8 protein-coding genes and 1 pseudogene are annotated in these 8085 nt (G+C 75.1%); 7 read left to right on the top strand and 2 right to left on the bottom strand.

Annotation, left to right across the window (positions count from 1 at the left end):
* The first annotated feature begins 1236 nt into the window (after nt 1-1236).
* Nucleotides 1237-2073 (top strand): hypothetical protein, encoded by an 837-nt coding sequence (locus BIV57_RS25665; protein ID WP_071658799.1) that lies wholly within the window; start codon nt 1237-1239, stop codon nt 2071-2073.
* A gap of 92 nt (nt 2074-2165) precedes the next feature.
* On the opposite strand, the gene BIV57_RS22965 is transcribed toward BIV57_RS25665, so the two are convergent.
* Complete coding sequence (locus tag BIV57_RS22965; protein ID WP_079170617.1) at nt 2166-3557, bottom strand: DUF1015 family protein; 1392 nt, start codon at nt 3555-3557, stop codon at nt 2166-2168.
* A gap of 159 nt (nt 3558-3716) precedes the next feature.
* Between BIV57_RS22965 and BIV57_RS22970 the strand changes: the two genes are divergently transcribed.
* A complete protein-coding gene (locus BIV57_RS22970) occupies nt 3717-4730 on the top strand; it encodes an HAD-IIA family hydrolase (protein WP_071658793.1) in 1014 nt (337 codons plus the stop codon).
* A 71-nt stretch (nt 4731-4801) separates the two neighbouring features.
* On the opposite strand, the gene BIV57_RS22975 is transcribed toward BIV57_RS22970, so the two are convergent.
* The gene (locus BIV57_RS22975; RefSeq protein WP_071658794.1) at nt 4802-5176 is read right to left on the bottom strand and encodes an SCP2 sterol-binding domain-containing protein; all 375 of its coding nucleotides are present in this window, start codon (nt 5174-5176) and stop codon (nt 4802-4804) included.
* A 118-nt stretch (nt 5177-5294) separates the two neighbouring features.
* Here BIV57_RS22975 and BIV57_RS25485 point away from each other — a divergent pair, with 118 nt between their 5' ends.
* From BIV57_RS25485 to BIV57_RS23000, 5 genes and pseudogenes are all read left to right on the top strand, one after another.
* Nucleotides 5295-5483: a hypothetical protein gene (locus BIV57_RS25485; protein ID WP_071658795.1), complete on the top strand. Its 189-nt coding sequence runs from the start codon at nt 5295-5297 to the stop codon at nt 5481-5483.
* Nucleotides 5480-5788 carry a hypothetical protein gene (locus BIV57_RS22985; RefSeq protein ID WP_071658796.1) on the top strand — a complete coding sequence of 103 codons (309 nt, stop codon included), beginning with the start codon at nt 5480-5482 and terminating at the stop codon, nt 5786-5788. The genes BIV57_RS25485 and BIV57_RS22985 overlap by 4 nt, the downstream gene beginning before the upstream one ends.
* Nucleotides 5785-6606, top strand: coding sequence for a TlyA family RNA methyltransferase (locus BIV57_RS22990; protein ID WP_071658797.1), 822 nt, complete (start codon nt 5785-5787; stop codon nt 6604-6606). Before BIV57_RS22985 ends, BIV57_RS22990 begins: the two co-directional genes overlap by 4 nt.
* Before the next feature lie 169 nt (nt 6607-6775).
* Nucleotides 6776-7687: an NAD kinase gene (locus tag BIV57_RS22995; RefSeq protein ID WP_175548836.1), complete on the top strand. Its 912-nt coding sequence runs from the start codon at nt 6776-6778 to the stop codon at nt 7685-7687.
* An 81-nt stretch (nt 7688-7768) separates the two neighbouring features.
* Nucleotides 7769-8085, top strand: a pseudogene (locus BIV57_RS23000) (AAA family ATPase); the annotation flags it as partial.

The following is an 8085-nucleotide window of genomic DNA, read 5'->3' on the forward strand; positions in this document are numbered from 1 at the left end:
AGGACGCCGCCGGACTTTTATTGAGAGACACTGTGGCCCCCTGACCTTGCGTCAGGGGGCCACAGTGCGTTGGGGGCCGTCTCACGGACCGCGGGTGCCACCGGCACTCGCGAAGTAGGGGACAATGGCAGTTGGCCCCGGACCGGTCCGTCGGCGGCCGACCCAGCTGAGCTGTACCGCGTTGGAAGAACTGGAGAGACGGAAATGCCGAACGCACCCCACGAGCGCCCCGAGCGCCCGGAACGGCGAGCGGGCGACGGAGCAGGCCGCGCCGGCGGGGGTGCGTCGCGCGGCGGCAACGACCGCGGTCGTTCCGGTGGCGGCTACCGCGGCGGCGATCGTGACCGCGACCGTCGTGACCAGGGCGGGCGTCCCCGCCGCTTCGAGCGCGACGACCGGGACCGCGACCGCGGCGGAGACCGTGACCGCGGTCCGCGTCGTGACGACCGCGGCGACGACCGTCGCCGTTCCTACGGGGACCGCGACCGCGACCGTCCGCAGGGCGACCGGCGTCCCTTCGACAGGGACCGTGACCGCGATCGGGATCGCTCGTACGGCGACCGTCGGCCTTTCGACCGCGATCGGGACCGTGATCGGGACCGTCCGCGCCGTGATGATCGCGGTAACGACCGGCGTCCCTTCCGTGACGACCGTCCGCGCCGTGACGACCGCGGTGGCGAGCGCCGGCCCTTCGACCGGGACCGGGACCGTCCCCAGGGCGAGCGTCGCTCGTTCCGGGACGACCGTCCCCAGGGCGAGCGCCGTTCATTCGACCGGGACCGTCCCCAGGGTGACCGTCGGCCTTTCGACCGCGATCGGGACCGTGACAGAGACCGTCCGCGCCGTGACGACCGCGGTGGCGACCGACGTCCCTTCGACCGCGACCGGGACCGCGATCGCGATCGCCCGCAGGGCGACCGGCGTCCCTTCCGTGACGACCGTCCGCGCCGTGACGACCGCGGTAGCGACCGACGTCCCTTCGACCGCGACCGCGACCGGGACCGGGACCGTCCCCAGGGCGAGCGTCGCTCGTTCCGCGACGACCGCCCCCGCCGTGACGACCGCGGTGGCGACCGCGGCGGCTTCCGCAATGACCGGGGCGACCGCGACAACCGCGGCTACCGGGGCGACCGTGACCGCGATCGGGGCGACCGTCCGCAGCGCGGCGCGCGCTCGGGCGACCGCCGCAACTGGGACCGCGGCGAGCAGCTGCGGGAGAACGCGCCCGTCAAGCGTCTGCCGATCCCCGAGGACGTCACCGGCTTCGAGCTCGACCCCGATGTCCGGCAGGAGCTGAAGAGCCTCCCCAAGACGCTCGCCGACGAGGTCGCCAAGAACCTCGTCATGGCGGCCCGGCTGCTCGACAGCGACGCAGAGGAGGCGTACCGATACGCCAAGGTCGCGCAGCGGCTGGCCGCCCGTGTCGCCGCCGTCCGCGAGGCCGTCGGCTTCGCCGCCTACGGCACCGAGAAGTACGCCGAGGCGCTCGCCGAGTTCCGGGCCCGCCGACGGATGACCGGCGGCGCGGAGCTGTGGCCGATGATGGCGGACTGCGAGCGCGGTCTCGGCCGCCCCGAGCGGGCGCTCGAGATGGCCGGCGCCCCCGAGGTGCAGGATCTGGACCACGAGGGCCGCATCGAGATGCGCCTCGTCGCCTCCGGTGCCCGCCGCGACCTGGGCCAGCTCGACGCCGCCGTCGTGACGCTGCAGGTGCAGGAGCTCAACTCGGCCAGCATCAAGCCCTGGACGGCCCGTCTGCGCTACGCCTACGCCGATGCGCTGCTGGCCGTCGGCGGCCGGGACGAGGAGGCGCGGGAGTGGTTCTCCAAGGCCCTGGACGCCGACCGCGACGGTGAGACCGACGCGGCGGACCGCCTTGCCGAACTGGACGGCCTGAGCTTCGTCGACGCCCTCGACCCGGAGCTGGACGACGACGAGGAGGGCGAGAGCCCCGCCACCGCGTCCGAAGCCAGGGACGACAAGGACGGCAACGACGACGAGCACGAGGACGACGACGAGCACGAGGGCGACGAGCACGAGGACGACGACGAGGACGAGGGCAACGTCAAGTAGCCCAGCCCCTGCGGCCGAGCCCGGCTCCACCCCTCGCCCCTCGCTGAAGCACCAAGGCCCCGCGGTCTCCGCCGCGGGGCCTTGGTGTTTTCTCAGCCCAGCCGCAGGTCGCGCAGCACCAGGCCGGTGGCCGGCTTGGGGCCGAAGGACGTCGACTTGCGGGGCATCATGACGCCCTGCCCGGCGAGGTCGCGCACGACCGCCTCGGTGACCGGCCGCAGCAGCACCGCCGTCCCGTTCGCCTCCACCGCCTGCCGCACCGCGGACGCCGCGTCGTGCGGGTAGCCGATGTGCTCGGGGTCGTCCGGGACGCCCCACAGCTGGGCGATGAGCGCCCGGTGCAGGATGGTGGCGTCCAGCCGCCGCCAGGAGAGCGGCATGTCGGGGCGCACCGCGCGGCGCAGCAGCTGCGGATTGGGGCGGGTGAGCAGGTGGAAGCGCGGCCGTCCCGACTCGTCCGGGCCGGCCACCACCAGGGCGTTGGCGTCCTCGGGCCGGCTGCCGAGTACGGCGAGCGCGGCGGCGGTGGCGTCCTCCGGCGCGAGGCCGGCCGCGTTGGCGGCGGCGATCTCCTCGACCGTGCCGGCCTCGCCGAGTCGGGCGAGCGCGTGCTGGGGCGTCAGGCGCGGCAGCACCCGGTGGATGGGCTGGATCCGCAGCGGGTAGCGGTCGGTGTCGACGAGCAGCACCAGCCCGCGGTCCCAGGGGGTGGGGCGGTGCGCGGTGGACAGGCCGCTGTGCTGGGAGCGCTGCATCCGCAGATAGCCGGCCCAGCGGTGGTGGCCGTCGGCGATCAGGGCGCGGGAGCCGGCGAGGGCGCCCGCTATGCGGGCGATCTCGGCGGGGTCGGAGGTGGCCCAGAGCCGATGGCGGACGCCGTCCGGGGTGGTGGTCTCCAGCGCCGGTTCGCGGCGCACCACCTGGTCGACGGTGTCGGCGCCGTCCTGGTCGGCCCCGCTGTGGGTGAGGAGAAGCGGGTCGTGGTTGGCCTCGGCGGTGCGCATCAGCTCCGTCCGGTCGGCGACGATCTCCGGGACCACGGATTCGTGGGGGAGGACGATGCCCGCCGGGGGCGGGGTGATGTCCAGGGTCCCGATGACGCCGCGCTGCACCCGGCCGCCCTGCTGCTGCTCGTAGACGTAGAGCGCGGGGGCCGGGTCGGGGACGAGGACGCCGGCGGAGATCCACGAGCGGAGCGAGTCGGCGGCCTCCCGGTAGGTGGTGCCGTTGCTGTCGTGCGGGAGGATCAGCCGGACGACGTTGTGCGGGTCGAGGGTCTCCAGCCGCCGCACCCCGTCGGGTTCGATCACGTCGTACGGGGGTGAGGTGACGTTGCCGAGGCTGCTGACCTTCGCCGGGTTGTAGCGGAGGCCGCGGAAGGGGTGCAGCGCGAGGCCGCGCGCGGGCCGGTGGGCCTGCGGCGCGGCGTCGGGTGCGGGCGCCGCCGTGTGGTGGGGGGCGCCGTTGCCAGCCGTGGAAGCCATCCACCGATCGTACGTTGCCCTGGTGAGGGGGCGTGAGAGTGCTTTCCGGGACGTGTTGATGGGGTGTCAGATTTCGGCCGCTGTGGCGGGCGTGCCTAGGGTACGGGTGGCGGTGCGCCGACGGGGGCGCCGCAGGGACGGACTGCCGAGGAGGATCGGATGACCGCGAGGCTGCCGAAGGGCTGCGCCCGGCCGTTGGCGACGGAGTACGACACGGCGCTGCTCGACCTGGACGGAGTGGTGTACGCGGGCCGGGCGGCGATCCCGCACGCGGTGGCGGCGCTCGCCGGGGCGCGCGGCGAGGGGATGCGCCTGGCGTACGTCACCAACAACGCCTCGCGTCCGCCGCGGGCGGTGTCGGAGCATCTGACGGAGCTGGGCATCCCGACGGCGCCGACGGACGTGGTGAACTCGGCGCAGGCGACGGCGCGGCTGGTGGCCGAGCGGGTGCCGGAGGGCGCCGCGGTGCTGGTGGTGGGCGGTGAGGGGCTGCTGGAGGCGCTGCGGGAGCGCGGGCTGGTGCCGGTGCGGTCGCTGGACGACGAGCCGGCGGCGGTGGTGCAGGGCTTCGCCCCGGATGTCGACTGGAATCAGCTTGCGGAGGCGGCGTTCGCGGTGCGGCAGGGGCTGCCGTGGGTGGCGAGCAACGCGGATCTGACGATCCCGACGGGCCGGGGGATCGCGCCGGGGAACGGTGCGCTGGTGGAGACGGTGCGGATCGCGACGGGGCGGACGCCGGAGGTGGCGGGGAAGCCGGAGCCGCCGATGCACCGGGAGTCGATGCTGCGGACAGGGGCGCGGCGGGCGCTGGTGGTCGGGGACCGGCTGGACACCGACATCGAGGGCGCGGTGCGCGGCGGGGTGGACAGCCTGCTGGTGTTCACCGGAGTGACGGACGCGGCGGGTGCGGTGACGGCGCCCGAGGGACGGCGTCCGGTGTACCTGGCGGAGGACCTGCGGGGGCTGCTGGTGGCGCATCCGGAGCTGATGCCGGGTGAGGAGCCGGGCGCGTTCGGCTGCGGCGGGTGGACGGCGGGGGTCCGGGACGCGGCGCTGTGGCTGGACGGCGAGGGCGAGCGGATCGACGCGCTGCGGGCGCTCTGCGCGGCCGCGTGGGCGGCGGCGGAGGCGCCCGGCGGGGTGGACAAGGCGGTGGCGCGGGCCGGGTTCTGAGCCGCGGGCGCGCCTCCGCCCGGCCGCCCGGACGCCCGGACGCCCGGACGCCCGGACGCCCGGACCTCTGCCTAGAGGAGCGTCCGCAGGCGGAGGAGGTCCTTGAAGGAGGCGTTGACGCGGACCCGCCCGGAGGCCATCGCCGCGGCCAGGGCGAGGCTGCCGTCGGCGAGGCGCAGCAGGTCGTCGCCGGTCATCGCGAGCCGGATGTCGGCGCGCGGGTTCGGCGGCTCGCCGGCTCTCGCGGTGATGTTCTCCAGGGCGCCGTCCCGCAGCCGGGCGGAGAGGAAGCCGCCGAGGTCGGTGAGGCGGCAGCTGAGCGTGCGGTCGACCCGGGCCGCGGCGATCAGGTCGGGGTCGGGCGGCTCTTTGTCGGTGGCGGGATCGCCGCGGAGTCGGGCGGCGAGTTGTTCGGCCGCGGCGCGGCACTGTTCGAGGCTGGCCATGGTGCGGGGCGTGTCCGGTTTCTGACGGGGCCTCTGGCGGCGTTTTTGCGAGAGGAATCTGGCGCCGACGGTAGCGCAGCGGACGGGCCGGCGGTGGGCGAAGCGGTAGCGTCGTGGCATGGTCGTCGATTGCGAGTCGATGCGGTCGTGGTGGTCGGTGACGGTTCGGGGGAATCGGGCGCTCCTGGTGGGCCTGGCCCAGGAGGAGGCCGACAAGGCGGTGGAGCGGCTGGGCGACGCGGCCTGGCGCGTGGTGGCGGTGGGCCGCTTGCTGGAGCGGCTGCGGGAATCGGTGAGGGACGGATGAGCGAGGACCTGGCGGAGACGCCGACGGCGGAGCAGGGGCAGGGGCAGGAGCAGGAGCAGCAGCCGGGGGAGCCGGAGCACGACCGGCAGCAGGAGCCCGCGCCCCCCGAGGACGCCGCGCCCGCGCCCCTCGGCCCCGTCCCGGCCGCCACCGGGGACGCCGCCATCGACGCGGCGCTGGCGCGCCTCGCCGCCGCCGACGCGGCCCCGACGCGCGACCATGTGGCGATGTACGAGGATGTCCATGCGGACCTGCGCGAGGCGCTGGCCGCCCTCGATCGCCGTCCGAACGAAGGAAGTCCGTGAGTCCCGCACGTCGCCGTCTCGATGCCGAACTGGTCCGCCGCAGCATGGCCCGCTCCCGCGAGCACGCCAGCGAGTTGATCACGGCGGGCCGGGTGCGGGTGGGCGGCGCCTCCGGGACGGTCGCGGCCAAGCCGGCCACCCAGGTGGAGACCTCGGCGGCGCTCTATGTCGTCCCGGACGCGGACGACCCGGAGTACGCCTCGCGCGGCGGCCACAAGCTGGCCGGGGCGCTGGAGGCGTTCGTGCCGCGCGGGCTGCGCGTCGAGGGGCGGCGCTGCCTGGACGCGGGCGCGTCCACTGGCGGGTTCACCGATGTGCTGCTGCGGTCCGGGGCGCGCCAGGTGGTGGCCGTGGACGTCGGCTACGGGCAGCTGGTGTGGGCGCTGCAGAACGACCCGCGGGTGGTGGTCAAGGACCGCACCAACGTCCGCGAGCTGACGCTGGATCTGATCGACGGCGAGCCGGTGGACGTGGTCGTCGGCGACCTGTCGTTCATCTCGCTCGGCCTGGTGCTGCCCGCGCTGGTGGCCTGCGCCGCCCCGGACGCCGACCTGGTGCTGATGGTGAAGCCGCAGTTCGAGGTGGGCAAGGAGCGGCTGGGCACCGGCGGGGTGGTGCGCAGCCCGGAGCTGCGGGCCGAGGCGGTGCTCGGGGTGGCGGCAAAGGCGGCCGCGCTGGGCCTGGGCGCGCTGGGTGCGGTGGCGTCGCCGCTGCCGGGCCCGTCGGGCAACGTGGAGTACTTCCTGTGGCTGCGGGCGGGCGCTCCGCCGCTGGAGACGGCCGAGGTGGAGCGGGCGGTGGCCGAGGGCCCGCGGTGACGCGGCGCGTGACGACGGGGTGCCGTTCTCGGCGGCCGGGTTTCCGGCATACCCTGCGTCTGGGCGTCCGACGACCCGTTCCCGTCCGGATTGCTTCCGTCCGGAGTTGCTGAGAGGCAGAGAGGAGGACGCGCCGCGGCCACCAATGGCGGTGGCGGGCGCAACCCCCATGAGCGAACGCACCGTCCTGCTGCTGGCGCACACCGGCCGACCGGCCGCGGTGGAGATGGCCGGCAAGCTCGTCACCGCCCTGCGCGCCGCCGATGTGCGGGCGAGGGTCCTGGAGGGCGAATCGGCCGAGCTGGGCCTGCCTCTCGACACCGAGGTGGTTCCGGAGGGGCCGGGGGCGGCCGAGGGCTGCGAGCTCATCATCGTGCTGGGCGGTGACGGGACGCTGCTGCGCGGGGCGGACACCGCGCGCAGCTCCGGGGTGCCGATCCTGGGCGTCAACCTGGGGCATGTGGGCTTCCTCGCCGAGGCGGAGCGCGACGACCTCGACTACGTGGTGGAGCGGGTGGTCGACCGCGACTACGAGGTCGAGGACCGGATGACCATCGATGTGCTGGTCCGCACGGACGGCCGGGTGCGGCACTGCGACTGGGCGCTGAACGAGGCCTCGGTGGAGAAGGCGTCCCGGGAGCGGATGCTGGAGACGGTGCTGGAGGTGGACGGCCGCCCGCTCTCCTCCTTCGGCGGCGACGGGGTGGTTTTGGCGACGCCGACCGGCTCCACGGCCTACGCGTTCTCGGCGGGCGGCCCGGTGGTGTGGCCGGAGGTGGAGGCGCTGCTGATGGTGCCGATCAGCGCGCACACCCTGTTCGCCAAGCCGCTGGTGGCCTCGCCGCACTCGGTGCTGGCGGTGGAGCTGCTGTCGGCCAACGGTCAGCAGGGTGTGCTGTGGTGCGACGGCGGGCGGAGCTTCGACCTGCCGCCGGGCGCGCGGGTGGAGGTGCGGCGCGGCAAGGTGCCGGTGCGCCTGGCGCGGCTGCACAAGGCGCCGTTCACGGACCGGCTGGTCGCCAAGTTCGCGCTGCCGGTGACGGGCTGGCGGGGCGCCCCGGAGGGCTCGGACGGCGCCTGACGGCGCGTCATCCGCCGCCGGCGGCCGGATCGGCGGCGAGCGACATCAGGGCTGTGCTCCTCTCCGCGGCCGGAAGGTCGTATCGTCGGATGCGTGTTGGAGGAGATGCGGATCCGCTGTCTCGGCGTGATCGACGATGCGGTGGTCGAGCTGTCCCCCGGGTTCACCGCCGTCACCGGCGAGACCGGAGCCGGCAAGACCATGGTCGTGACCAGCCTCGGCCTGCTGCTGGGCGGGCGGGCCGACGCCGGCCTGGTACGGGTGGGCGCCGAGCGGGCGGTGGTGGAGGGCCGGGTCGGGGTGCCCGACGGCCGACGGCGCGCTGCTGGTCAGCCGTACGGTCTCGGCCGAGGGGCGGTCGCGGGCGCATGTCGGCGGCCGGTCGGTGCCGGCCGGGC

The sequence above is a fragment of the Mangrovactinospora gilvigrisea genome (assembly GCF_001879105.1).
Classification (GTDB): domain Bacteria; phylum Actinomycetota; class Actinomycetes; order Streptomycetales; family Streptomycetaceae; genus Mangrovactinospora; species Mangrovactinospora gilvigrisea.